Raw genomic sequence first — 23,075 nt, 5'->3', positions numbered from 1 at the left:
CAGAGAGAGTGAGGAGGCCAGATGGCCAGTGACCTCGAGACGCGCATCCGCCACGTCACCGCGGTGCTCGGACCCACCAATACCGGCAAGACCCATCTCGCGATCGAGCGCATGGTCGGCCACGAAAGCGGCATGATCGGATTGCCGCTCCGCCTCCTGGCGCGCGAAGTCTACGACAAGATCGCCAATCGCATGGGCGCCGACAAAGTCGCGTTGATCACCGGCGAGGAGAAGATCAAGCCGGAGCGGGCGCGCTACTGGGTGTGCACGGTCGAGGCGATGCCGCGCGACGCCGATGTCGACTTCCTCGCCATCGACGAGATCCAGCTCGCCGGCGATCCGGAGCGCGGCCATGTCTTCACCGACCGCCTGCTGCACGCGCGCGGGCGCTCCGAGACCCTATTGCTCGGCGCGCAGACCATGCGCGAGGCGATCTCCGATCTAATCCCCGGCGCCAATTTCATCTCACGCCCGCGCCTATCGAAGCTGACCTACGCGGGGCAGAAAAAGATCACGCGGATGCCGCAGCGCTCGGCCGTCGTCGCCTTTTCGGCGGCGGAAGTCTATTCCATCGCCGAGCTCATCCGCCGCCAGCGGGGCGGCGCCGCCGTCGTGCTCGGCGCGCTGTCGCCGCGCACGCGCAACGCGCAGGTGGCGCTCTATCAGTCTGGCGACGTCGACTTCCTGGTGGCCACCGACGCCATCGGCATGGGCCTCAACCTCGATGTCGACCACGTCGCCTTCTCGGCGACGCGCAAGTTCGACGGCCAGAACCACCGCAACTTGACCCCGGCGGAGCTCAGCCAGATCGCCGGCCGCGCCGGGCGCCACATGAACGACGGCACGTTCGGCGTCACCGGTTCCGCTGATCCGCTCGAAAGCGACACCATCGAGCGGTTGGAAACACACAACTTCGAGAGCGTGCGCACTCTGCAGTGGCGCAACCGCGATCTCGACCTTCGCACGCTCGAGGGCCTGAAGCACTCGCTGCGCGAGACGCCGAACATCACCCGCCTCGTGCGCGCCCGCGCAGCCGACGACGTCATCGCGCTGGAGACGGTCAGCGCCGACCGCGACATCGCTGCCATCACCTCGGCGCCGGCCGCCGTCGGCAAGCTGTGGGAGGTCTGCCAGATCCCCGACTACCGCAAGATTTCCGGGCAGAACCACGCCGAGCTCGTCGCCTCGATCTTTGGGTATCTAATGAGCTCCGAAGAGCGCATCCCCGAAGACTGGTTCGCCAAGCAGGTGGCGCTCGCCGACCGCACGGACGGCGACATCGATACGCTGGCTAACCGCATCGCGCACATTCGCACCTGGACGTTCGTGTCCAACCGCGCGGCCTGGCTCAAGGACCCCGAGCACTGGCAGGGCAAGACGCGCGAAATCGAGGACCGGCTGTCGGATGCGTTGCACGAGCAGCTGACGCAGCGCTTCGTCGATCTGCGCACCAGCGCGCTGATGAAGGGCATGCGCGACAAGGACGAGTTGCACGCCGAGATCGCCGCCGACGGCGCCATTCACGTCGAGAACCATTTCGTCGGCCGCCTCAAAGGCTTCCGCTTCCAGCTCGATCCGGCGGCGGACGGCATTCATGGCAAGGCCACGCGCAATGCCGCCGCGCAGGTGCTGGCCCGCGAGCTGTCGATGCGCGCCCGTCGCGTCGCCGCCGCGCAGCCTGATGCTTTGCAGCTCGATCGTCGCGGCCGCATCCTATGGCGGGATGAGGAGATCGGGCAGATCGAGGCGACCGACGATCCGCTGAAGCCGACCGTGTCACTGCTCATCGACGAGCATCTGTCGGCCCCGGATCGCGAGAAGGTGCAGGCGCGGCTCGAAGCGTGGCTGACGCAGCTGATCTCCGACAAGTTGAAGCCGCTGGTCGACATCGGCAAAGCCGAGGACATCACCGGCCTTGCGCGCGGCATTGCTTTCCGCTTGCGCGAGAACCTCGGTGTGCTGCGGCGCGAGACGGTCGCCGAGGAGATCAAGTCGCTCGACCAGAACGCCCGCGCGCAGTTGCGCAAGTATGGCGTCCGCTTCGGCGCCTTTAATATCTACTTCCCGATCCTGTTGAAGCCGGCTGCCGCGGAGCTGATCCTCACCCTGTGGTCGTTGAAGAATGCCGGTGCTATTGGCTTGTCGGTCGATGCCCTGCCCGATCCGCCGCGCGCCGGGCTCACCTCGTTCAATCCCGATCCGGCATGCCCGGAGGCATTCTATCGCGCCTACGGTTATCATGTGTGCGGCCCCCGCGCCGTGCGCCTCGACATGCTCGAGCGCCTCGCCGATCTCATCCGCCCGCTGCTCGGCTGGCGCTCGAGCAACGGAGCGACGCCCCCAAAGGGAGCCACGGGCGACGGCGGTTTTACCGTGGTCCCCGAGATGATGTCGCTGCTCGGGTGCTCGCCGGACGAGCTCGGAGGAGTGCTGAAGGCGTTGGGCTTCCGCCTCGACCGCCGTCCGATCAAGGCGCCGGCGTCTCCGCCCTCCACTTCTGAGGCATCTCCGGCGCCCATCTCCGAGACCCCGACAGCTACGAACGGCGACGCGGCAAGCGCCGAGGGCACAGCTGCCGAGGCAGCCCCGCCTTCGGAACCATCGCCAGCGGCGTCCGAGGCCGCCGCCGTCACAAGCGACCCTGTAGGGGACGCCGTCGACGAGCCGAAGTTCGAGGATATCTGGCGTCCGCGCCGCCATGGTCGCGCCGAGCGGCGACCGGACCGCGCGCCGCGCCATCGCCAGCGCGAGGGTGCGCCAGCATCGGCTCCGCCGGCAACGACGGACGCTGCCGCTCCCGCTGCAGCACCGAGCGAGGCCACCCCGGCACCAGGTCGCGAGACGAGACGTTCCGGCAACGAGGACCGGCGTGCGCACGGCAAGGGCCGCGGCGAACGGGGCCGCGACGCGTCTCACCACCGGCGCGCCCAGCAGGGCGATCGTCGCGGCCGCGACGACCGGCGCAAGGACGATCGCCGCAAGGCCGAGGTCCACACCGCGGCACCACCGCGACGCGGCGGCATTGATCCTGATTCTCCGTTTGCCGCCCTCGGCGCCCTGCGCGATGAGCTCGCCAAGCGTGGCAAGGAGTCGAGCACTTGAGCGGCGGTGCGGCACGCGAGGCGACGGCCTCGGGCACCCAGCGGCTCGACAAGTGGTTGTGGTTCGCTCGCTTTGTAAAGACGCGCACGCTGGCAGCCGACCTGGTCAGCGCCGGCAAGGTCCGGCTCAACCGTGTGCGGGCCGAGAAGCCGGCGCAAACGGTTCGCCGCGGTGACGTGCTGACTATCGTCATCAATCGCCGGGTGCAGTTGGTACGAGTTCTGGGGATTGCCGAGCGGCGCGGCCCTTCTGCCGCGGCGCGTGCGCTCTATGAGGAATTGACAGCCGAGGGCGATGTCATCAAACCTCATTCGCCGTCCTCGCCCCCTGGCGCCGGCCGGCAGCCGAGCGAGGTAAGCCCGGTCAGGCGGCCGGCGGGGAGCGGGCGGCCGACCAAGAAAGAGCGTCGCGAGATTGATCGGCTGAACGGCAAGGCCCGCTGATTGGCAGCGGGTGGTGGCCGGAAGCCTCGGCCGGCACCTCCCCCAACGAAGCAGCGCCCGCGTCGCAGCGGCAACGGGAACCGATCCTGGATCCAAGTAATGACCTACGTCGTCAATGAAAAATGCATTAAGTGCAAATACACCGATTGCGTCGAGGTCTGCCCGGTCGATTGCTTCTACGAGGGCGAGAACATGCTCGTCATTCATCCCGACGAGTGCATCGACTGCGGGGTGTGCGAGCCCGAGTGCCCGGTCGACGCCATCAAGCCGGATACCGAGCCGGGGTTGGAGAGGTGGCTTGAGCTCAACCGGAAGTTTTCCGAGAGCTGGCCCAATATTACCTCCAAGAAGGAGGCCCTGCCCGACGCCGACGCGCACAAGGACGAGGCGGACAAGTTCGAGAAGTACTTTTCGTCCGAGCCCGGCGCCGGCGACTAGGCGAGGGGCGCATCTTCGGGTTGTTGCGGCAAAATGCGCAACCTTTTCGCACCCTTTTCAGAATGCTTAGGATTCGGGCCTGACGAGTAAGGGGCGCCACACCGTGCCGACGGGCCGCCCTTCATTTTCAATGAACTTTATGTTATGCTGTTTTTAGATGATGCCAAAAACCGGGTACAGAGTCGGAACAGGAGCGAACAAAGAGCATCCGCTTTGCCGTCTTGGCAATGATCGGACCTGCCTTCTGGTCCGATCAGGAAGCGGTTTTGATCATTTCAGAGCACAAGACCGGACCGGCGCCCGCTCCCCACCGCGAGACCGATCCACCATATGGATATGAGCTCGGAGCGGCAGCGATGACGCTGACGTGCCGGGCCGACGTGCATCGCTGCGAGTACGGCTCATAAATCCGACGAGAAAGTGAGACGACCCCTATGGCTGAGAAGAAAAAGGCGCCCGCCGCCCGTTCGGCGAAGTCCACGACTGCCGGCGCAAAGAAGGTTGGCCGCAACCTAACTGCTGCGAAAAAGCCGGGCCGCTCGGAAGCGAAGCTTGTCGCGAAGAAGCCAGTTGCCAAGGGGCATCTGCCCACGAGGGGCAAGAAGCCCGTTGCGAAGACAGCAGGAACCGCTGCGCCCGTCAAGCATGTGGCGAAGCCGGCCGTCAAAGTGGCCCATAAGACTGTGGCAGCCAAGCCTGCCGCGGCTGCGCCCATGCGTGCCGTTGCCGCCGCGGTGAAGCCGTCCGGCCAGAAGATCACGGCGCCGGTTTCTCAGCAGCAGATGACGCCGAAAGCGGTCGCCGAGAAGGCCGCCGCCGCGCGTCAGCTCATGACTGCGCAGAAGAAGCCGGTCAATCAGCGCCACGGCTTCAAGGCCAGCGAGTTCATCGTCTACCCGGCGCACGGTGTCGGCCGCATCATCGGCATCGAGGAGCAGGAAATCGCGGGCATGGCTCTCGAGCTGTTCGTGATCAACTTCGAGAAGGAGAAGCTGACGCTGCGCGTGCCCACCGGCAAGCTGGCGAGCGTCGGCATGCGCAAGCTGTCTGAGGAGCCTGTCGTCAAGAAGGCGATGGAGATCCTCAAAGGCCGCGCGCGCGTCAAGCGCACGATGTGGAGCCGCCGCGCGCAGGAGTACGTCGCCAAGATCAACTCCGGCGATCTCGTGTCAATCGCCGAGGTGGTGCGCGATCTCTATCGCTCCGAGGCGCAGCCCGAGCAGTCCTACTCCGAGCGTCAGCTCTACGAGGACGCGCTCGATCGCATGGCGCGCGAAATCGCCGCTGTCGAGAAGCTCGACGAGCGCGGTGCCGTGCAGCGCATCACCGACGTGCTGGCCAAGAGCGCGCGTGGGCGCCGACTTGCCGCCGAGGCCGATGGCGGTGACGCAGAGACGCGCGCCGCCTGATAAAGGCGGCGCACCTAAAGATCAACAGCGCCTGGTACCCTCGGTGCCAGGCGCTGTTCTTTTTCGGGGGGCGGCGGCATGTCACGATCGCTGCTGGTCATGGCGCCGGACGAGGGTGGCGAACGCCCCGGCAGTCGCTCGTCGACGGGAGCGATCTGGCTCGGATCCTCAATATCGATATAGGGCCCGTTGCGGTACTGAATCCAGCCGCGCACCTCGACGCGCTTGCCCTCGAGGGCGGCGAGCTGCTTGGCCCATTCAGGATGCGCGCGCAGCACCCGCGCCTCGATGCCGGCCGTGAAGTCGCGACGCCAGTCGCGGCCGAAATTGATGTAGGTCCGTGCCTTCGTCATAGCCACCTTGACGATGTTGCCGGCGACGATCTCGTAGGAATTGCGCCGCCGCATCAGCTCGCGCGAGCGCCGGGCGGAACGCACGGCGTAGGCGGCGCTCGCCCACAGCCCGCTGCCGGCCTCGCGCGCTACGACCTCGTGGGCAAGCAACTCGCGCATGCAGGCATAGCTGCCCGGCAGGCCGTAGACGCGTGCGTGCCCGGCAGCGAGCATCTCGCCCTGCACCCACATGCGCTCGCCGTCGCGCTCGACGAAGAGATGCGCGAGCCTGCGCCCATAGCGGTCGCGTGCTCGCCCGGACGTCGCGAGCGAAATGCTGCGGCCGAGGACGAGCGCGCGCAATGCAGCGATGGCCGCGTCCTCCGGCGGCCACGGCTGCGCGCTTGGACTGAGGTCGGGCGAGCGTGGCGCCAGTGCACCGATAAGGCGCACCTCCTGATGGTCGTCGAGCAGCACGGTTTCGGCATCGATCACGCGCACAACCGAGCGCGTCGGACCGGCCTGCAGGGTGCAGGACGGCTCGCCGCCGAGGTCCTGCTGCGCCGTCGCGGCGGCAACGCCAACAACGACGGCGAGCGCCGCAACGGCGGCGGTAGGCAGAGTGAAGCGGGATGCAAGACGCATCGACGAAGTCCCCCGCTCAGCATAAGGGCAATCGATGCGGAAATCTCCCTCAGAACAAGCCGAACACGTAAGGTTCGAAAGGTTCCGCGGACCCCCTCGCCATGTCGAGAGCCGCGGGCCAAAGGGATACTAGGGCGGCCTCGCTATCGGGCGGGATGGGAGGCGGCGCATCGACAGCGCGCAGCTCGAGATCATCGCGTGTCCAGGCGGCTGGCGCGCTGTCGAACACCACCCGCTCAATCCCAACACCGGGCGCTAAGAAGAAGCCGCTGACGAGGATGGAGCCGCCAGGGACCGCAAGCAGCAAATCGCCATCGCCGGTGCGGAGCACTGCGACGTCGCCTGGACCGAGTCCGCCGCCCAGCACCAGCTCATCGACGTCGCTATCGCTCGCGATGTCGACGATGACGTCATAGCCATCGCCCGGCAGGTAGACGTATCCATCGCTACCGACGCCTCCAAGGAGCGCATCGTTCCCTTCCCCGCCATAGAGCGTGTCGTCGCCAGCCTTGGCATCGATCACATCGTCCACGCACGTTCCGACGATGCGGTTGTTGCCGCCATTCCCACTGGAGACATCGCCGATCGTTGCCATGTCGTGGGCGACGATGGTGGCCGCGTGCACGCCGGCGCCATCCAATTGCGCGCTCGGCTGCAGCACCATGTCGTCCTCGAGCAAGTCGATTCCTTTGCCGAGCACGATGCGGTCACTCTTGGCATTCCACTGGACGCGTTCGATCGAGTAGAGGTGGTCGAGCCCCGATTCGAACTCCGCCACGAAGCTCGGCGACCTGTGCGGAACCCAGTGCCGGTTGAAGGTGATGGTCACCTCCCCGGCGCCCGAATAGTCTATGACGTCGGTGCCGTCGGCGGCGTAGCGGAGCTGCGGCTGGCCGCCGTGGACGATGTTGAAGCCCGGCGACCAGCGGAAGATGTCGTCGCCTTCGCCGCCGTAGAACTTTTCGATCTGCCCCGGTTTCGAGCTGCCGGCGAACGAGTCATCGCCGCGTCCGCCCACCAGCGTCGTAAAGCCGTGCTCGACGCGCAACCGGTCATCGCCGCTGGTGCCGAGTAGCGTGGATGTCCCCGGTGACAGATGTATTCCGTGGGGCAGCGTCCGCGTCGGGTCGAGTCCCGAGTAGTGGACGAGGGAGGCGATCGCCGAGGACGAGTTGATGGTCGGCGTCGGCGAGCCGGGCAGTCCGAGGGCGATGTAGGGATAGTCTTCCGCTTCGATGTCGCGCGCGTAGCTCGCCATCGTCTCCCATGCGCGAAACTCATCGCCCGCGTAGGGCAGCGCGCGGCTGCCACGATGCTCGGGCGTGCCGATTTTGCTGGTGAGGTCGGCGCGCGCGGCGAGATTGGCGACGGCGAGGGTCGTACGGCCATCGGCGCCTTCGATGCCGAGGAAGGTGCCATCGCTGGTAGCCTCGCGCACACCCTCCATGACGAACCAGTCGTCTTGCGCGCTATCGCCACCCTCGCCCGGCTCGAAGACGAGCTGCAGATGGTCGAACCCGAGGTGTCCGAGGCCATACATCTGCACCGGCACCCACTCGATGCGCACGCGCGGCATGGCACCTCCCAGCATCAACCATTCCGCATAGGCGGAAGTCCTGCCAATTTGCAACCATAGATTTGCTGAGCGTCTCCCCACACGCATGGCGAGCTTCAAAGCGGAAGCTAGGGAAAGATTCTTGCGCAGCGCCGCTGACAGTTGCATCGGCTGGCTTGCGGGAGTGACAGACTTCGGCCATTAACCGTGTTTAGACGGAACCAGGACTGCCGGCTGCACGTAATTTTCTTGCCACGGCGTTGTAGCTGCGCATCCGAATTCCTCTTTAAGCCCGGCTTCGGCCGGGCTTACTTTTTTGTCGCCACTGGCACGCCGCACTTACCTCGTTGCCTCGCCGCTGCGCGCGGAGTACCTAGCGATGCTCGCTCCTCGGCCCCGTAGCTCAGTTGGATAGAGCATCAGATTCCTAATCTGAGGGTCACAGGTTCAAATCCTGTCGGGGTCACCATTTCCCTCTCGCCCAATTGCTGCCCAATCCGAGCTGCCCGTGGCTTAGGCAAATGCCGGGTTATCGGGCGCCGCTGCCCGATTGTTGAGCCTGAAATCCCGCGAAATCAGGCTTGTAGCCCTGGCATAGAACTTGCCCTCGCAGAAATGGTCTTTCTTGTCGGGAAAAGAAACGCAGGGAGGCCGTCTCATCAACTCGGGGGTATGTATGCAATCTCGGCTAAGAAGATGTGCCGAGGCCGCGCTGGTCAGCGTCGGTCTCGTAATAGCGGGCTGCGCCACGGCGCTGGCTCAGGACGCCGCCGCGGCACCACCACCGCCGGCCATCGACACCGGCGACACGGCGTGGATGCTGACCTCGTCGGTGCTCGTGCTGGCCATGCTCGTTCCTGGCCTGGCGCTGTTCTACGCCGGCATGGTGCGCAAGAAGAACGCGCTCTCCGTGCTCATGCAGTGCGTGTTCGCCGCCGGCATCCTGTCGGTGATCTGGATCGCGGTCGGCTACACGCTGGCCTTCACCGAGGGCAACCCGTTCTTTGGTGGCTTCTCGAAGGTGATGCTCGCCGGTATCGAGCCGGGCACACCTGGTCCGCTCACGCCCACGATCCCCGAGTTCGTGTTCGTGATGTTCCAGCTCACCTTCGCCATCATCACGCCGGTTATTGCGCTCGGCGGTCCGGCCGATCGCATGAAATTCTCGGCGGCGATGATCTTCGTGTCGCTGTGGGTGGTGCTCGTCTATGCGCCCGTCGCCCACATGGTCTGGGGTCCCGGCGGCTTCCTTTCGGCGGCCGGCGTGCTCGACTTCGCCGGTGGCACCGTGGTGCACATCAACTCGGCCGTCGCCGGTCTGCTCGCCGCCATCATCATCGGCAAGCGCACTGGCGCCGGAACCGCCGAAATGGTGCCGCATAACCTCGCGTTGACGATGATCGGCGGCTCGCTGCTATGGGTCGGCTGGTTCGGCTTCAACGTCGGCTCGGTGCTGAGTGCGGGTGTCGGCACCGGCATCACCATGATCAACACGCACCTTGCAACCGCCGCGGCGGTGGTGTCGTGGACACTGACGGAGTGGCTGTTCAAGGGCAAGCCGAGCCTGCTCGGTGCGGTGTCGGGCGCTGTCGCCGGCCTCGTCGCCATCACCCCGGCCTGCGGCTTCGTCTCGGTCAACGCCGCGCTGATCATCGGACTTGCCGCCGGCATCATCTGCTACTGGGGCGTCACCGGCTTCAAGCGCATGTTCGGCTACGACGATGCTCTCGACGTGTGGGGGGTGCACGGCATGGGCGGCATCCTCGGCGCCTTGCTCACCGGCGTGTTCGCCATGGAGTCCATCGGTGGCGCTGGGAAGAAGGGCTTGCTCGACGGCAATCCCGATCAGGTCATCACCCAGCTGTACGGCGTTGGCGTCACCATCGCCTGGTGCGGCGTGGTCAGCTTGATCGTCCTGTTGCTGATCAAGTTCACGATCGGCCTGCGCGTGACCAAGGAGCAAGAGCAGGAAGGGCTCGACTTGGCGCTGCACGGCGAGCAGTTCCACGATTAGGCTGGCACGTTCCCTTCCCCAGCCTTCGCTGGCGCCGGATCCCCGCGGGTCCGGCGCCAGAACTCTTTCGGGCAGCCTGCGATCCTATTTGAGGTCGCTCACGCGCAGCTTGGCGAACTCCCAGGTGTCTGAGGAATCCTTCGCCGACTGTGCATAGATGGCGACGCAGGTCGCGCCTTCAGGCGCCTGCATCTGCAGACTGGCCTGCTCGCTGCCGTTGATGACGATTGTCACCGTCGATCCTGCGAAGCGCACCGCCAAGCTGTTCGTCTCGCCGTTGCCGGTGCGCAGGTCGGGGGATGCGGTGCTCGGCAACGGGTTTTTGGCGCCCACTTGCCATCGAGATATCTACCCACCCCGTATTCGCCGCTGGGGTCGATCAGAAGCATGTAGAAGTTGGCGTTGTCCTTCACCCAAGACATCAGGCCGGCGGTCGAAGTCTCGGATCCTCCGTATCGCTCGCCTGGGTGACGTCGGCACACAATTCGCCTTCTGGCAGGCTGAAAGCGGTGTTCCACGCCCAATAGAAGTTGTTGATGCCGGGCTTGAGCGTCGCCTTGCCCTCGCTGGCCGGGATGTTGTCACTGGCCGGGCCCCACGAGGCGTCAAGCGTCTGGAAAGGCTCGTCGAACAGCACGTTTCCGGTGCAGTCCTCGGCGCCCGGCCGTGGGGGCGGAAAGCGCCGCACAGGTGGCAAACAGCAAGATGAATAATACGCGCTGCATGCCTCAATCCCCTTATGAAGGGGGCGAGCATACACCGCGTCTGCAACCCCAAAAACGGGAGCGTTCGACATGGACAACGCCGCCGGCAACGGGCTAGGGGCGGCGACTGAACAACGACCCGAAAACTGCCAGGATAATTATGGCCGGCACGGCGACAAGCAGCACCGCACCGATGGTGAGGGCGATGCCGAGAAAGACAAAACCAAGGATGACGAGCGTTGCGACGGCCCCCAGTACCACGCCAAAGGCCAGCAGCCATGCCCGCCATCCCGAGACGACGGTCGTCCGGCCATTTTTCTCAACGACCAGCATGCAAAGCTCCGCGCGGATCGGCTCTATGCGGGCGCATCGTCGGGAGTCGGGGCGCCGGCGTCAAGGGCGGCGTGAGACGCTCGCGTTGCCGCTGCACGCTGAGACCTTTTGCTCCAGTCGCGAGCTGGGGCGGCAGTCAATAGATAGTAAGCGGGCGCTGCCGCGAACCCCGAGCACTTCGAGATGGCGATGATCGACCTCTACTATTGGACCACGCCCAACGGGCACAAGATCACGATCTTCCTCGAGGAAACCGCCCTGCTCTATCGCCTCATTCCGGTGAACATCGGCAAGGGCGAGCAGTTCAATCCGGAATTCTTGCGCTACGCGCCCAACAACCGTATCCCGGCTATCGTCGATAACGCGCCGGTTGACGGCGGTGCACCGATCAGCGTCTTTGAATCGGGCGCTATTCTCCAATACCTCGCGGAGAAATCCGGGCGCTTCCTGCCCCTCGACGTGCGCGGCCGCGCCGAGGTTATGCAGTGGCTGTTCTGGCAGGTCGCGGGGCTGGGGCCCATGGCAGGTCAGAACCATCACTTCGTGCAGTATGCGCCGGAGCAGATTCCCTACGCCGTGGACCGCTACGTGAAGGAGACGAACCGGCTCTACGGCGCGCTCAACCGGCGCCTCGCCGACCGCGAGTTCGTCGCCGGGGAGTATTCGATCGCCGACATGGCCTGCTACCCGTGGATTGTCCCTTACGAGCGGCAGCGCCAGAACCTCGACGATTTCCCGCATCTGAAGCGCTGGTTCGCAGCGATCGCGGCAAGGCCTGCTGTGCGCCGCGCCTACGAGCTGGCGAAGAAGGTCAACGCGGAGGCGAGGATGTCCGAGGAGGCGAAGAAGATCCTCTTCGGGCAGACGGCGTCAGTCGTAGCGGAGCCCGCGGCCCGAGCCAGGGGTACGAAGCGCGGCGCGCGCACCGAGAAGGTGAAGTAGTCACCGGCACTCGGTCGTGCGGCGCGTTTACGCGTCACCAGCGTCAATGGCGTGCCAGCGTGTGTGGAAGCACGAACGGACCGCCTTGTGGCGGCGTCACGTTGGTGCGCACCTCGCAGCCGTAGACACGTGAGAGAAGATCGTCGCGGAATACCTCGCGCGCCGATCCCTGGGCCGCCAGCCGCCCTTTGCTGAGCAGCACGAGCTGGTCGGCGTAGACGGCAGCGAGGTTGAGATCGTGCAGGATGGCCAGCACCGCGCGGCCATCGCGTGCCTGCCGCCGCGCCTCATCGAGCACGACTCCCTGGTGGGCGAGATCGAGGCTGGCGGTGGGCTCATCGAGCAGCAGTATCGCCGGCTCGGTGCTCGGACGCTCGGCGATGGCGAGTTGCAGCAGCGCGCGCGCAATATGCACCCGTTGCCGCTCGCCGCCCGAAAGATGCGTGAACAGGCGATGCTCGAAGGCCGCAAGTCCGACGGTGCGGATGCATTCGGAAGCGGCACGCTCGATATGCGCCGGAGGCGTGACGAAGCCCGGAACCGTGGCTCCCAGCAGGACGACCTCGCGCACGGTGAAGGGAAAAGACAGCGCCGTCGACTGGGGAACGACAGCGCGCCGGCGTGCAAGTTGGGCGGCGGAATAGCTCGACAACGCGCGGCCGTCCAGCTCGATGGTGCCCGACGTCGCGGCCAGCTCTCCCGAGAGGAGCCGCAGCAGCGTCGATTTGCCGGCGCCATTGGGGCCGACCAGCGCGATGAGCTTCCCCGGCGGCACCGACAGGTCGATGTTGGACACCAACGCTTTGCCGTTGACGCAAAACGTAGCGGCGCGCGCCTGCAGCATGGCCTCACTCCATTCCGCCGATGCCGCGCTTCAACACCAGGTGCAGGAACACAGGCGTTCCGATCGCGGCCATGACGATGCCGATCGGCAGCTCGGCGGGGCGCACGATGAGCCGCGCGACGATATCGGCGACAAGCATCAGCACCGCCCCGAGCAGCGCGCTTCCCGGTAGGACGACGCGATGGTCAGGGCCGGCCAGGAGCCGCACGACGTGCGGAACCACAATCCCGACGAAGCCGATGATGCCGGCCACGGCCACGGCGGCACCGACCGAGGCGGCCGTGGTCACGATGGCGGCGCGCTTGGTTCGCTCGACGCTGATGCCGAGGTGGAATGCTTCCGCCTCGCCGAGCAGAAAGCCGTTGAGGCCGCGGATCAGCCACGGCGTCATGACGGCTACCAGCAATGCAAACGGCAGCACGGCAAAGACCTTGGGCCAATTCGACCCGCCGAGGCTGCCCATCGACCAGAACGTCAGGTCGCGCAGCTCGCGGTCGTCGCTCGCATAGGCGATGAGGCCGGTCAGCGCGCCTGACAGTGCGCCGAGCGCTATGCCGGCGAGCAGCAGCGTGCCGATCATGAGCTGTCCGTGGCGGCCGGCCACCGCGACGAGTATAGCAGTGGTGATGATGCCGCCGAAGAACGCGGCGACCGGCAACGCGTAGACGCCGATCGGCTCCAGTAGCGGCGCGACGATACCGTTGCCGAGCGCGATCGTCGCCACCGCTGCGAGTGCAGCGCCCGACGACACGCCGATGAGCCCCGGATCGGCAAGCGGATTGCGGAACAGGCCCTGCATGATGGCACCGGCAATCGCCAGGCTGGCGCCGACGAACATGCCGAGCAGCGTGCGGGGAAGTCGGATGTCGATGAGCACGAGCTGCTCGCGCGCGGCGGCGCTATCGACCGGGGTGCCGAATGCGGAGGCGAGCGCGCGCGGCAAGGACGACAGCGTGATCCCGGTTGGCCCAAGCGACAGAGAGGCGAGCGCCGCCAGGCCGAGCAGTAGCGCCAAGCCGACAATGACCTGAGTCGGTGGCAGGCGATGGGCACTGCCGATGCGCCGTGCCGGAAGCGGAAGCACCTCGCTGGTCATTTGCCGTTGCTCGCGCGCCTGTGCGCCAGCTCCGGATAGAGGGCGGTCATCAGCTCGCGCGCGGCGCGCGCGCAGCGTGGTCCGAAGCCGAGCAAATAGAGGCCGTTCATCTCGATGACGCGCTGGTTCTGCAGCGCCGGGCTGGCCGCCAGCGCCTTGACCGTCGCGATGTGGTCGGACGGCGGCCCGGACCGGCTATGCTGCATGGTGACGATGGCGTCGGGTGCCAGCTCGACGCCTGCTTCATCGGCCATCGGCTTGTAGCCCTGCGCCCCGGCAGCAGCGTTCTGGGCGCCGGCGAGCTTGATCATTGCATCGGCGCTCGTGCCCGCCCCTCCGATCGTCGCGCGGCCGTTCTGCACGCTGAGTACGAACAGCGCCCGCTTCGGCTTGGCGATCTTGGCGCGCTGCTCGGCGAGCAGCGAGAAATCGCGCTCGACATCCTTGGCCAGGGCATCGCCGGCGGCATCGGCGCCGATCACGGAGGCGATGAAGCGGATCTTGGCCGCGACGCCTGCGGGCGTCTTGTCGTCCGGCACCTCGACGTAGGGGATCGACGATGCCTTGAGCACGGCGACGACCGGCGGTGGCCCGGCGTCACTGGCGGCAATGATCAGCGTCGGGTTGGTCGACAGCACGCCCTCGGCCGACAGTGCGCGCAAGTAGCCGACGTTCGCCTTCTTCGTCAGGGCGTCGCCGGGGAACTGGCTGGTCGAGTCGATGGCGATGATCTTGTCGTCGGCTTTGAGCGCATAGAGGATCTCGGTGACGTCGCCGCCGATGGACAGGATGCGCGAGGTGTCGGCGATCTGCACCTTCCGGCCGCTGGCATCTACGATCGTCTGCTCGGCGCGGGCGCTGCCGGCGCAAACGGCTGTGGAAGCTGCAAACAAGAGGCAGATTGCGCAGGAGCGCATTACTCGTTGAAGATTCATCGGTCCTCACTTGGTCAGGATGAGCTTGCCGTTGGCCGTGATGCGCAGCCGATAGTCTTGTCCATCGTGCTCGAGGATGGCTTCGCGCCCCCCTTGCAGGATATCGGATACGAGCACGCGCACCCTCCTGTCGTGCGTGTCGGCGGCGGTTTCGGCAGGCGGGTTGGCGTGATGACGTTCTTCGGCGGCGGTCGTCATGACCTGCGCTCCATTCTTCTTATGCTGGCATCGAATGTGCGGCGCTGTCGGCGTCAGACTGCGGCGTTTGCGACAGCGGCGCGCGCAATCACATTGTTGACTTTAATAGTCATAAAAGCCTACCTTGCACAAGCCCGGTGACGCCGGGTTGATCTGCGTCTGCCTCCTGTCGAGGCGACGTGTAAGGCAAGCCCGCCAAGTACGCGTGTCGTGCGTGAGCCAGCCAGCCCTTGAGTACCAATTGGGGGGTGGTTGAGTTATGTTTGTGCGTAGCGTTTGCGTATGCGTAAGTCCGCGCGCCGGGCTCGAGTTCCGAGCTCCGGAGCCCGAGCGTCACGATCGAAGGAAGAGCAGCAACGGAAAGCCTGAGCGTCCCCTTACTCCCGGCGCATCAGGCCAGGGACCGATTGCTAGGGCACTGCTTCTTCTCGGCGTTTCGGCGGTCGCGGTAGCCGCAGCGAACGAGGCCCTCGCACAAGATACCCAACTGCCCCCCTTGACGGTCGAAAGCACCAAGCCGGCTGCCAAGAAGAAGGCAGCGGCGAAAAAGGCACCGGCTGCCGCGCCTGCTCCGGCGGCAACCCCCGTGGCCAGCCCGACCCCTGCCAAGGTTGAGGCCGTGGAGCCGTCCGATGTGCCCTACACGGTCCCCGCCGGTATCAGCGTGGTCGGCTCGGGCGAAATCGAAGCCTTTGGGCAGGCTCGGCTCGACAGCGTCGTGCGTAGCATGCCTGGCACGTTCACGCGCGAGAGCACGAGCAACCCCGGAATTGCCGTCAACATCCGGGGCTTCGAGGGACAGGGGCGCGTCAACATGATGGTCGACGGCGTGCGCCAGAATTTTCGCTTCACCGGCCATGAGGCAGGCGGCTTTGCATATGTCGATCCACAGCTTCTCGCCGGCATCGAGATCCAGCGCGGTGCCGTCTCGACGGTGGGTGGTGCCGGCGCGCTCGCCGGCACTGCGAACTTCCGCACTATAGATGTGCAGGACGTCTTGAAACCCGGTGCCGATAGCGGTGGCCTTACGACGCTTAGCTGGGGCAGCAACGGCCTCGGTTGGGCCGAGATGGGAGCTGCCGCGATGCGCAGCGGCAACGTTAGCATCATTGGCGCCGTCAGCCACCACGATGAATCAAACTATGAGAACGGTGATGGGCAGACGGTACCCTTCACTGGCGAGGATCTGTGGTCCGGCTTGTTCAAGGCACACTTCGATCTGGCGTCGGACGAGCGGCTTTCGATCCAGGCGATGCGATACAACAATGACTTCGTCGCCAACTCCTACGATCAGACGTTGACCTCCGACATCTACAAGGCCAGCTACGTGCTGCGGCCGGCGGATAATCCGCTTGTCGACTTCCGCGCGAACGTGTCGTTGAGCAATATTGAGATGAAATACGGCTCGTACTACACCGGCGCGCCGCCGAGCATCGAGAACGGGGAAGGGCGTGTGATCGAGGACCGAGGAGTCGGCGTCGATGCATCGAACACCTCGCGCTTCCTGCTGGGCTCCGTCGTCGTGACCTCGAACTACGGCTTCGAGTATTTCAGCGACGATGTCGACACCTCTAACGGCGGCGTCAATCCAATGGGCAGGTCCGACCTTGCCAGCGGCTTTACGCAGACCACCTTCTCGTATGGGATCTGGGATCTGATCGGCGGTTTGCGTTATCAGAAGTTCAATCTCGAGGGCGAGACGGCCCTGACCAGCGGCAATCCCTTTGGGCTACCAGCGGGCGCCTATAGCATCGACAACAGCGAATCGAGTTGGGATCCGAAGGTGACCCTCGCGGCACAGGTTACGCCCTGGCTGCAGCCCTATGTGACATACTCGCAGTCGATGCGCGCGCCGACCGTCAGCGAAACGCTTATGACGGCGACGCACCCATATTTCCCGCCTTATTACGTGCTGGAGTTCGTGCCCAACCCGTTCCTGGTGCCGGAGAGCCAGAAAGGCTGGGAATTCGGCTTCAACTTGAAGCAAGACGGCGTCTTCGCACCTAAAGACAAGGTGCGGATCAAGGCTGACTACTACACGCAGAAGGTGGAGAATTACATCACCGCATGCATCGTAAGTACATTTACGCCGCCGTTCTCTCAACGTGACTATGCATACTTCTGCAACAATTTCGGTACGACCGATTTGCAGGGTGTCGAGGTCGAGGGTGAGTATGACGTCGGCTATGCCTTTGCACACGCGGCTTACACGTATACGCATAGCGAGCTGCCACAGCAGGAAAATGGTCTCGGCGCCGAGAGCTATCTACCCGACCATGTCTTCTCGATCACCGGCGGCCTGCGCTTCCTCGACGAGAAGCTCGTTATCGGCATGCGTGGAACATTCGTCTCGCAGACCGACATCGGCGGCGGCAATTTCGAGGAATCCTATAGCCTCGCCGACTTCTTCTCGACCTATGAGGCATACGAGGGCCTTGACCTCGGTTTGACGGTGACCAACCTGTTTGACCGTGCCTATACGCCGGCATTGAGTACCGTGCCGACGGGCAATCCCGCCGGCTTGGAGACGGGGCGCGGCCGCACGTTCCTGCTCACGACCCGGGCGCAGTTTTGAGCGCGCGCAACAAGAGGGGCGGCGGGTGGTCAGGTGGCCGCACGGGCGGCGGCGCGTTAATGGAAACCGGCGTCGGCGGATGGCAGCATCCGCCGATGCTCATTTGACCCCGCCAGCCGGCGTGCGGTCGCAGACAGCGAAGGAAAGCAGCATGTTCATCGCCATGAATCGCTTCAAGGTGCTAAAGGGCTCGGAGCACGATTTCGAGCAAATTTGGCTCACGCGCGATTCGCACTTGAATGAGGTCCCGGGCTTCATCGTGTTTCATCTTTTGAAGGGCCCGGAGCGCGAGGACCACGTGCTCTACTCCTCGCACACGATGTGGCGCTCGCATGCCGACTTCGAGGCGTGGACCAAGTCGGAGCAGTTCCGCAAAGCGCACGCACGCGCCGGCGGCAACAAGCCGCTCTATCTCGGCCATCCCGACTTCGAGGGCTTCACGGTGCTGCAGGAGCAGAAGGCCGACGGCTCTGCGCGTCCCGTCGCGGCGGAATAGGTGCGGTCGACATGAGCTCAACCGTCGAAGATCGCCCGTCGCTGGCGGCGCGCGTCGCCGCCAGCCCCGGAGAGCTGCTCGAGCAGATCGCGCGCGAGTACGGCGTCAGCACCTTCGAGGTGGTGCGCAGTCTTCCCTCCGAACAGGGGACAATTGCACCGGGCGAGGCGTTCGCCGACATCATGCAGGACATCACCACCTGGGGCGAGATCCTGTTTCTGATTCACAACGCCGACATCGTCTTGGAGTGCACCGGCAGGCTGCCGCCGGGAAGCTTCGCGCACGGCTACTTCAACATCCACGGCGAAAGCCCGATCGGCGGCCACCTCAAGGCCGACAACTGCAAGTCGATCGCCTTCGTGGCGCGCGGCGCCAAGCGCATTTCGATGTCGGTGCAGTTCTTCAACGCGGCGGGCGACGCTATGTTCAAGATCTTCGTAGGGCGCGACGAGGCGCGCGAGCTGTTGCCTGACCAGGTGGCGAGGTTCGAGGCGCTACGGTCACGTTACGCCTGAGTTTCGCCACTGGGGCTCTACCCAGCGGCGCCAACCTCGGCTATGGGCTGGCCATGAGCCAGCCCATACTGCTCGTCGCTGCCGCGGCGCTCGTCGACGTCGACAACCGCGTCCTCATCACGCGCCGCCCGCCGGGGCGGTCGATGGCGGGCCTGTGGGAGTTCCCCGGCGGCAAGGTCGAGGCGGGCGAGACGCCGGAAGCGGCTCTGCGGCGCGAGCTCCACGAGGAGCTGGGCATCGACGTGTGCCCGACGTGCCTGCACCCGCTGACTTTCGCCAGCCACACCTATGAAGGCTTTCACCTGCTCATGCCACTCTACCTGTGCCGCCAGTGGGACGGGGTGATCACGCCGCGCGAAGCGCAGGAGCTGGCCTGGGTGCGCGTCAAGCGCCTGAAGGACTATCCGATGCCGCCGGCCGATGCGCCGCTGATCGCGCCGCTGCGCGACCTGCTCGGCTGATCCGCTACTGCTTGAGCTTCCGTTCGCTCACGCCGAGCGCGTCGGCGAGTCGCGCCTGCGCCGATCCGGGCCGCAGCGGTTTCGGCTGGCTGGGGTCCGGCGCCCAGGCGGTGAGGGTCAGGATTTCGAAGGTCGCCGGCACGCGCCCTCCCTTGCCGGCGAAGCGCTCGGCGTAGATCTCGGCGGCGCGCATGAGTAGCCGCCGCGTCACCGGCTGTCGCCGTCGGGCGGCGAGTATGTTGCTGGCACCCATCGCCTTGACCTCCCGCATTAGGTCGAGCGGGTTGGCGTAGGTTACCGTCACCGTCTCTGAATCGACCACCGGCAGCGCAAAGCCGGCGCGCTGCAGGAGCGCGCCCAAGTCGCGCACATCGGCGAACGGGGCAACGCGCGGGGAGGCCCCGCCGCTGATCTCGGATTCAGCTGCGATCCACGCCGCGCGCAGCTCCTGGAGCGTCGCGCCGCCGAGCAGCGAGGCCAGCAGCAGCCCGTCGGGCTTCAGGGCGCGGCGGATCTGCACCAGCGCGCCGGGTAGGTCGTTGACGAGCTGCAACGCCAGCGCCGAGACGACGAGATCGAGCGAGGCATCGGCGAAGGGGAGGGCCTCCTCGTCGGCGACGACACGCATATCCCCCGCATCGCTGAGAAGCCTTGCCGTGCCATCGACGTCGATGATGCGTTCGACGCCCGCCAAGCCGCGGATGCGGCGCGAGAGGAGTCCGTGGTGGGCGCCGACATTGGCCGCCAGCGGAAAGCGGCGCTTGATGATCTCCAGCCGCTCGGCGAGCTCGTCGGCGACGCGCGCCAAGAGGAAGTCGTGCTCCACCGCCGTGGCGGCAACGCGACGACGCCGCCGTGCCAGCAGGGCGCGGTCGAAAATGCGGAGGGGGTCGGGCGTCGCAGACAAGCCGAGGTCTTCCTGCAGGGTGTATGCTCGCGGCGGCCGTAGGAGCGCGCTAACATGCTCGTTCAGGCGGCTCTTGGCCAGCTGATCGAGTGACATGCTTCCGTGGGGGAAATACACCGCCGGGCTCATGCGAGCGGCCGCTGTCGCGGCGGCGGACCTCATCATGCCGCCGCTGTGCCTTGCCTGCCATCGGCCACTGGCCGCGCACAGCGCCATCTGCGCCCGCTGCTGGGCGGAGATCGACTTCATCCGTGCCCCGTTGTGCGACTGCCTCGGCATCCCGCTTCCCTTCGATATCGGCGGCCCGATGATCTCTGCCGCAGCCGCCGCCGATCCGCCGGATTACGATCGCGCGCGTGCCGTCGCCCGCTTCGACGGCGTCATGCGCGAATTGGTGCACGATCTGAAATTCCGCGACCGCCACGACGGGCGGCGTCTGTTCGGGCAGTGGCTGGTGGATGCCGGCGGTGAGCTTCTCGCCGATGCCGATATCGTCGTGCCGGTGCCGCTGACCCGCACCCGCCTCGCGGGCCGTCGCTTCAATCAGTCGGCCATCCTGGCCCAAGAGGTGGCCCAGCTCAGCCGTCGGCGTTATGAGCCATTGGCCCTGCTGCGTAGGCGACGCACGCGACCCCAGGTAGGGCTCAGCCGCGCGCAGCGGCGCGACAACGTCGCTGGCGCTTTTGCCATCGCCGACGGCAAGCGCCAGGAGCTTGCCAGCGCCAAGGTGGTGCTCGTCGACGATGTGATTACCACCGGCGCGACGGCCCGGGCCTGTGCGCGCGTCCTCAAGCGTGCCGGCGCCGCTCGCGTCGACGTGCTGGCGCTGGCTTTGGTTACCGACGCCGCCTTCCTGTCGCCTTGAAAACCGCGGTGAATAAGGCCCGCTGCGCCGTCGCTACACTTTGCTCCGCCCTCAGGAGGCATTAAGTTATGACGTTGCGCCGCCGCGGCTGAGGCGGGACGCGGGAAAGGGGACGTTCCTTACATCCATGCCCAAGATTACGGTCTACACCACGCGATTTTGCCCTTACTGCCACATGGCCAAAGAGCTGCTGCGCAAGAAGGGCATCACCACCTTCGAGGAGATCGACGTCAGCCAGCGAGAGCTGCGCGCCCAAATGAGCGCCAAGGCGGGTGGCCGGCACACCGTGCCGCAGATATGGATCGGCGACCGCCACGTCGGCGGCTGCGACGACCTCTACGCCCTTGACCGCGAAGGCAAGCTCGATCTTCTGCTTGCCGCGTAGGCCGGCCACGCCCGACGCGCCAGGCTGTTCAGAGAGGTGGCATCCAGAATGGCGGACGCACCAAAGTCGTTTCGCGTCGGCCTGGTGCAAATGTGCGCCGGGCGCAGCGTCGCGCGCAACATCGACGCGGCAAGCGAGCTGATCCGCGCGGCGGCACGCGGTGGGGCCCAGTACGTGCAGACGCCGGAGATGACCAACATCCTCGAGCTCGAGCGGGAGCGGCTGCTGCCGGCGCTGCGGCTGGAAGCTGACGATCCGGGGGTGACGCAGTTCCGCTTCCTGGCCCGCGAGCTTGGCCTGTGGCTGCACGTCGGCTCGCTGGCCCTGCTCGGCGAAGGGGGCAAGCCCGTCAACCGCTCGCTGCTCATTTCGCCCGAGGGGCGCATCACCGCGCGCTACGACAAGATTCATATGTTCGACGTCGACCTTCCCGGCGGGGAGACCTACCGGGAAAGCGCCAACTATCAGCCGGGCCGCGAGGCGGTCGTGGCCACGTTGCCGTGGGGCCAGCTCGGCATGACGATCTGCTATGACCTGCGCTTTCCGCACCTGCATCGGGCGCTGGCCAAGGCCGGGGCACAGTTCCTGGCCGTGCCGGCGGCGTTTACCAAGCCGACCGGCACCGCGCATTGGCATACGCTGCTGCGCGCCCGGGCCATCGAATGCCAGTGCTACGTGTTCGCCGCCGCCCAGGGCGGCCGCCACGAGATCGGCCGTGAAACCTTCGGCCATAGCCTCGTCATCTCGCCCTGGGGCGAAGTTCTGGCCGAGGGCGGCGTTCAGCCTGCAGTCACCTTCGCCGATGTTGAATTGCAACGCCTGGAGGATGTTCGTCGCCAGGTCCCGTCCCTACGGCACGATCGGCCGTTCGACGTGGTATATGCCGTTGATACGCTGCCAGATGAGGTCGCGTCGTGATCAGGTACCGCCTGCAATGCGCACATGCCCACGAGTTCGAGGCTTGGTTCGCCTCGAGCGCGTCGTATGACGCGCAGGCGGCAGGCGGCCATATCACCTGTCCGGAGTGCAACAGCCGCGAGGTCGGCAAGTCGATCATGGCGCCCAACGTGGCCCTGCGCGCGCGCGGCGAAGTCGCCATCCCCGACGACGAAGCGCCGGCGCGCTACCGCAACCTCGTTCGCGAGGTGAGACGGGTGCTGGTCTCGGGGTCTGAGGACGTCGGCGCCCGCTTCCCGGAAGAGGCGCGCAAAATCCACTACCGCGAGGTGGAGCAGCGCGCTATTCGCGGCACCGCCTCGCCGGACGAGGCGCGCGCGCTGGTCGAGGAGGGCGTCGAGATCATGGCCCTGCCCCGCCTGCCCGAAGACGCCAACTAGTTTTCGGCGATCTCAGTCCTGCGCCAAGACTACGACAGTATAGAGAACAGCAGATTTCACGTCTTCTGTTCGGAATTTGGGCTCGCTGCTGCCCGGCGAGACCCATGTATAGTTGCGAGAGTCGTGGTTCCAGATGCCGTGCACATGGCCAGCGCGATCGATGACGATGCCGCCATTCCGATCGTAGGCGAGCGAGTAGCCCTTTGTCTTAAGTATTGGATTCTTCGTTAGAAGCCCGAACAACTGACGATTCTGTGCCTCTTTCATCGTAGCCCCCACGCACATCAGCAACGGATCCCTGGCTCAACGCCTGCTTCTGCAGTTCGAACGTCGCGCCCAATCCCCGTTGGCGCGATGTGCAAGAGTTGAGATGAAACAAGCACAATTTCAATAATTGCCGGTACTATTCGTTAGCAAAATGCTACTCGAATACTCCACGGTCCACTCGGCCGTCTTCCCTCTTAACGGACTTTTTGCCATGGCCGGTGCAGGCCGCGGGTGCATGCTGTCACATGCACTTCACGACCCGACGCTAAGGCCATCG

General features: G+C 65.6%; 25 protein-coding genes and 1 tRNA gene. 15 read left to right on the top strand and 11 right to left on the bottom strand.

All coding sequences use genetic code 11. The features are described 5' to 3' along the window. The first annotated feature begins 21 nt into the window (after positions 1-21). From F9K20_RS00450 to F9K20_RS00435, 4 genes are all read left to right on the top strand, one after another. A complete protein-coding gene (locus tag F9K20_RS00450) occupies positions 22-3,102 on the top strand; it encodes a helicase-related protein (RefSeq protein WP_290996837.1) in 3,081 nt (1,026 codons plus the stop codon). After that, positions 3,099-3,545, top strand: coding sequence for an RNA-binding S4 domain-containing protein (locus tag F9K20_RS00445; protein ID WP_290996836.1), 447 nt, complete (start codon positions 3,099-3,101; stop codon positions 3,543-3,545). Before F9K20_RS00450 ends, F9K20_RS00445 begins: the two co-directional genes overlap by 4 nt. Before the next feature lie 99 nt (positions 3,546-3,644). Further along, positions 3,645-3,983: a ferredoxin FdxA gene (gene fdxA / locus F9K20_RS00440; protein WP_290996835.1), complete on the top strand. Its 339-nt coding sequence runs from the start codon at positions 3,645-3,647 to the stop codon at positions 3,981-3,983. Between the two features lie 434 nt (positions 3,984-4,417). After that, positions 4,418-5,392 (top strand): CarD family transcriptional regulator, encoded by a 975-nt coding sequence (locus F9K20_RS00435; protein ID WP_290996834.1) that lies wholly within the window; start codon positions 4,418-4,420, stop codon positions 5,390-5,392. Positions 5,393-5,406: 14 nt separating this feature from the next. On the opposite strand, the gene F9K20_RS00430 is transcribed toward F9K20_RS00435, so the two are convergent. Continuing rightward, positions 5,407-6,369, bottom strand: a complete 963-nt coding sequence (locus F9K20_RS00430; RefSeq protein ID WP_290996833.1) for a thermonuclease family protein — start codon at positions 6,367-6,369, stop codon at positions 5,407-5,409. A gap of 49 nt (positions 6,370-6,418) precedes the next feature. Beyond that, positions 6,419-7,960, bottom strand: coding sequence for a hypothetical protein (locus tag F9K20_RS00425; protein ID WP_290996832.1), 1,542 nt, complete (start codon positions 7,958-7,960; stop codon positions 6,419-6,421). A gap of 356 nt (positions 7,961-8,316) precedes the next feature. On the opposite strand from F9K20_RS00425, the gene F9K20_RS00420 reads away from it, so the two are divergent. Beyond that, positions 8,317-8,393, top strand: a tRNA-Arg gene (locus F9K20_RS00420). Positions 8,394-8,600: 207 nt separating this feature from the next. Further along, positions 8,601-9,938: an ammonium transporter gene (locus F9K20_RS00415; protein ID WP_290996831.1), complete on the top strand. Its 1,338-nt coding sequence runs from the start codon at positions 8,601-8,603 to the stop codon at positions 9,936-9,938. A gap of 84 nt (positions 9,939-10,022) precedes the next feature. On the opposite strand, the gene F9K20_RS00410 is transcribed toward F9K20_RS00415, so the two are convergent. The 3 genes from F9K20_RS00410 to F9K20_RS00400 all read right to left on the bottom strand — a co-directional run bounded on the left by F9K20_RS00410 (position 10,023) and on the right by F9K20_RS00400 (position 10,975). Next, a complete protein-coding gene (locus tag F9K20_RS00410) occupies positions 10,023-10,253 on the bottom strand; it encodes a hypothetical protein (protein ID WP_290996830.1) in 231 nt (76 codons plus the stop codon). Between the two features lie 106 nt (positions 10,254-10,359). Further along, positions 10,360-10,575: a hypothetical protein gene (locus F9K20_RS00405; RefSeq protein ID WP_290996829.1), complete on the bottom strand. Its 216-nt coding sequence runs from the start codon at positions 10,573-10,575 to the stop codon at positions 10,360-10,362. A 181-nt stretch (positions 10,576-10,756) separates the two neighbouring features. Beyond that, positions 10,757-10,975: a hypothetical protein gene (locus F9K20_RS00400; protein WP_290996828.1), complete on the bottom strand. Its 219-nt coding sequence runs from the start codon at positions 10,973-10,975 to the stop codon at positions 10,757-10,759. Between the two features lie 189 nt (positions 10,976-11,164). Here F9K20_RS00400 and F9K20_RS00395 point away from each other — a divergent pair, with 189 nt between their 5' ends. Further along, positions 11,165-11,917: a glutathione binding-like protein gene (locus F9K20_RS00395; RefSeq protein ID WP_290997119.1), complete on the top strand. Its 753-nt coding sequence runs from the start codon at positions 11,165-11,167 to the stop codon at positions 11,915-11,917. A 43-nt stretch (positions 11,918-11,960) separates the two neighbouring features. Here the strand turns inward: F9K20_RS00395 and F9K20_RS00390 are convergent, their stop codons facing one another. The 4 genes from F9K20_RS00390 to hemP are packed head-to-tail and all read right to left on the bottom strand — an operon-like array spanning position 11,961 to position 14,990. Then, complete coding sequence (locus F9K20_RS00390; RefSeq protein WP_290996827.1) at positions 11,961-12,761, bottom strand: heme ABC transporter ATP-binding protein; 801 nt, start codon at positions 12,759-12,761, stop codon at positions 11,961-11,963. Between the two features lie 4 nt (positions 12,762-12,765). Then, complete coding sequence (locus tag F9K20_RS00385; RefSeq protein ID WP_290996826.1) at positions 12,766-13,857, bottom strand: iron ABC transporter permease; 1,092 nt, start codon at positions 13,855-13,857, stop codon at positions 12,766-12,768. Continuing rightward, the gene (locus F9K20_RS00380) at positions 13,854-14,792 is read right to left on the bottom strand and encodes a hemin ABC transporter substrate-binding protein (RefSeq protein ID WP_290996825.1); all 939 of its coding nucleotides are present in this window, start codon (positions 14,790-14,792) and stop codon (positions 13,854-13,856) included. The genes F9K20_RS00385 and F9K20_RS00380 overlap by 4 nt, the downstream gene beginning before the upstream one ends. 6 nt (positions 14,793-14,798) lie before the next feature. After that, positions 14,799-14,990: a hemin uptake protein HemP gene (gene hemP / locus F9K20_RS00375; RefSeq protein ID WP_290996824.1), complete on the bottom strand. Its 192-nt coding sequence runs from the start codon at positions 14,988-14,990 to the stop codon at positions 14,799-14,801. A 496-nt stretch (positions 14,991-15,486) separates the two neighbouring features. On the opposite strand from hemP, the gene F9K20_RS00370 reads away from it, so the two are divergent. The 4 genes from F9K20_RS00370 to mutT all read left to right on the top strand — a co-directional run bounded on the left by F9K20_RS00370 (position 15,487) and on the right by mutT (position 19,037). Continuing rightward, entirely contained in the window at positions 15,487-17,565 is a 2,079-nt protein-coding gene (locus F9K20_RS00370) for a TonB-dependent receptor (protein ID WP_290996823.1), read from the top strand. A gap of 151 nt (positions 17,566-17,716) precedes the next feature. Further along, on the top strand, positions 17,717-18,061 hold the full coding sequence (locus F9K20_RS00365; RefSeq protein ID WP_290996822.1) for an antibiotic biosynthesis monooxygenase: 345 nt from the start codon (positions 17,717-17,719) through the stop codon (positions 18,059-18,061). Between the two features lie 11 nt (positions 18,062-18,072). Beyond that, a complete protein-coding gene (hutX, locus tag F9K20_RS00360) occupies positions 18,073-18,576 on the top strand; it encodes a heme utilization cystosolic carrier protein HutX (protein ID WP_290996821.1) in 504 nt (167 codons plus the stop codon). A 53-nt stretch (positions 18,577-18,629) separates the two neighbouring features. Continuing rightward, positions 18,630-19,037 carry an 8-oxo-dGTP diphosphatase MutT gene (gene mutT, locus F9K20_RS00355; protein WP_290996820.1) on the top strand — a complete coding sequence of 136 codons (408 nt, stop codon included), beginning with the start codon at positions 18,630-18,632 and terminating at the stop codon, positions 19,035-19,037. A 4-nt stretch (positions 19,038-19,041) separates the two neighbouring features. Here mutT and F9K20_RS00350 read toward each other — a convergent pair whose 3' ends face one another. After that, positions 19,042-20,040, bottom strand: coding sequence for a methyltransferase domain-containing protein (locus F9K20_RS00350; RefSeq protein WP_290996819.1), 999 nt, complete (start codon positions 20,038-20,040; stop codon positions 19,042-19,044). Between F9K20_RS00350 and F9K20_RS00345 the strand changes: the two genes are divergently transcribed. From F9K20_RS00345 to F9K20_RS00330, 4 genes are all read left to right on the top strand, one after another. Beyond that, complete coding sequence (locus tag F9K20_RS00345; protein WP_290996818.1) at positions 20,039-20,809, top strand: ComF family protein; 771 nt, start codon at positions 20,039-20,041, stop codon at positions 20,807-20,809. The genes F9K20_RS00350 and F9K20_RS00345 overlap by 2 nt on opposite strands. Positions 20,810-20,936: 127 nt before the next feature. Further along, positions 20,937-21,194 carry a glutaredoxin 3 gene (gene grxC, locus F9K20_RS00340; RefSeq protein WP_290996816.1) on the top strand — a complete coding sequence of 86 codons (258 nt, stop codon included), beginning with the start codon at positions 20,937-20,939 and terminating at the stop codon, positions 21,192-21,194. Between the two features lie 48 nt (positions 21,195-21,242). Then, entirely contained in the window at positions 21,243-22,112 is an 870-nt protein-coding gene (locus F9K20_RS00335) for a carbon-nitrogen hydrolase family protein (RefSeq protein WP_290996815.1), read from the top strand. Continuing rightward, positions 22,109-22,531, top strand: coding sequence for a DUF1178 family protein (locus tag F9K20_RS00330; protein ID WP_290996814.1), 423 nt, complete (start codon positions 22,109-22,111; stop codon positions 22,529-22,531). The genes F9K20_RS00335 and F9K20_RS00330 overlap by 4 nt, the downstream gene beginning before the upstream one ends. A 12-nt stretch (positions 22,532-22,543) precedes the next feature. Here the strand turns inward: F9K20_RS00330 and F9K20_RS00325 are convergent, their stop codons facing one another. Further along, the gene (locus F9K20_RS00325; RefSeq protein WP_290996813.1) at positions 22,544-22,798 is read right to left on the bottom strand and encodes a hypothetical protein; all 255 of its coding nucleotides are present in this window, start codon (positions 22,796-22,798) and stop codon (positions 22,544-22,546) included. Between the last annotated feature and the right edge of the window lie 277 nt (positions 22,799-23,075).

It is taken from the genome of Hyphomicrobium sp., assembly GCF_009026145.1.
GTDB lineage: Bacteria > Pseudomonadota > Alphaproteobacteria > Rhizobiales > Hyphomicrobiaceae > Hyphomicrobium_A.
This window is presented reverse-complemented; position numbering and strand designations above follow the sequence as displayed.